The sequence below is a fragment of the Bowdeniella nasicola genome (assembly GCF_001907295.1).
Lineage (GTDB): Bacteria > Actinomycetota > Actinomycetes > Actinomycetales > Actinomycetaceae > Bowdeniella > Bowdeniella nasicola.
The window spans coordinates 1-1510 of the sequence record NZ_MQVR01000158.1; the positions used below are offsets into that span (position 1 = coordinate 1).

The 1510-nt window shown below is 55.4% G+C and carries 2 protein-coding genes and 1 pseudogene; 1 reads left to right on the forward strand and 2 read right to left on the reverse strand.

Going from position 1 to position 1510, the window contains the following annotated elements; genetic code table 11:
• Positions 1-219: 219 nt before the first annotated feature.
• Positions 220-738 (forward strand): hypothetical protein, encoded by a 519-nt coding sequence (locus BSZ39_RS12765; protein ID WP_073717671.1) that lies wholly within the window; start codon positions 220-222, stop codon positions 736-738.
• Between the two features lie 206 nt (positions 739-944).
• On the opposite strand, the pseudogene BSZ39_RS14760 reads toward BSZ39_RS12765, so the two are convergent.
• Both BSZ39_RS14760 and BSZ39_RS13740 read right to left on the reverse strand, forming a co-directional pair.
• Positions 945-1123, reverse strand: a pseudogene (locus tag BSZ39_RS14760) (DUF1846 family C-terminal domain-containing protein); the annotation flags it as partial.
• A 16-nt stretch (positions 1124-1139) separates the two neighbouring features.
• Positions 1140-1475, reverse strand: a complete 336-nt coding sequence (locus tag BSZ39_RS13740; RefSeq protein WP_143180552.1) for an rRNA adenine N-6-methyltransferase family protein — start codon at positions 1473-1475, stop codon at positions 1140-1142.
• Positions 1476-1510 lie beyond the last annotated feature (35 nt).

The following is a 1510-nucleotide window of genomic DNA, read 5'->3' on the forward strand; positions in this document are numbered from 1 at the left end:
TGAGGAACTTCTATCTTCACCCAAGGCCCGCTCTCATTCATCACCAACACCCGGCAGTCAGAGACCGCGTCACGCACTCTGAAACCGGAAGAGCCCTCATAGTCGCCATGCTACGGGGAAAGTGCAACGTCGTTGCTTATTCATATGCTGTTTACGTTGGGGACATATGATGTTGTTACCGTAGCGCCAAATACCCTCGAAAGGTTGAAAGGACGATAGGTGGCATCGCACGTCAAGAATGGGCTGTACCTCTTCGGAATGATTCTGCTCCTGGGAGCGGCCCTCGCTTTTTTGATCTTCGTCGTTCCATTGCTCATGGGGATCATTACTTCAACACCGTGGGTTGCCACCGGCATCATTTTTGTCATCTTCATCGTCCTGGTGCTGACGCAAAGACCGCAGATCTGGTCATCTCACGCGACCATTATTCTTGCCATTATCGTGGTCGTTGGGACCGCCTTTGATTTCGTCGGTAACCCTGTTTTCAATGCGCCGTTTGAAAAGCTCTTCCTCGGCCCGGGGGAACACCTGATGGCCTCAACCATGACCGAAACCATCGGTGGCGAAATCCACACCAGCGGCGTCATGAGCATCGTTGACGCGGACGGTAATGTGCTGCGGCCATTCAACGCGTCGCTGCTGGTTCCGTACCGGTTCGTGGTCTACTTTGGTGTCTATTTCGTGCTGCTGTGGATCTGTAAGCCCTTTGTGAAGCCCCGCGCGCAAAGCAAAGAATAATATCCCGCCTTAGAAAGGCTGGGGCTCGATCTGGCCAAGGAGAAAAACGCGGTAGCGTGACTCTTCAGTGAAAGTCTGATGCGCCTGGTCCCTCGCATCGTAGGCAGCGAAATTATCGATTTTGAAGTTCTGCGCGACGATCGTTTACTTCTCGACGCTGTCGTAGACGAAAAGCGTGTGCGTGCGGGTTTTGAGGAATTCCATGCCTACCGTTTCCGATACAGCGACTTGACCTGATAGTGAGGTTCGCTGCTGACCTTGATACCAGATTACGGAAAATGCCCTCGTCGACCGACCCCAGGATCGTCGTGGTGTGGACTTCGCAGCCGTGCCGTTTCTTCAGCTGAGGCAGCGCTTGGCAGGCATAGCTGGACGTGCCCGCAGACTGAAGCGTCCTGGATTTAGGTCCTACCTCTGCTAAGTAAAGATTGGCACGCAGTGGTGAGGTGGAATGGCAGGTTCCCGACAATGACGTGGGGACGTTGGGGAAGGTGAAAGGCAAAGAAGTCGTGGTGGATGACCGTAACGTCACCGGGCACGATGCGTCGTAACTCCCGGACGTTGGCCGCATCGATGTCGACGGCTGTTAGCGGCCGGTCGAGCCTCGCCAGGGGCAGCGTGATCGCGCCGCGTTCGGGACCAATTTCAACGATCGGACCGTCAGTAGCGCGGACGAGGTAGTTGAGTCCCTCATAGTGGTGTAGCGGGGTGGTCGTGCTGGACAGCAGGGCGGTCACCGCGTGATCCTCGAGTTCATCTTCCACAACTCACT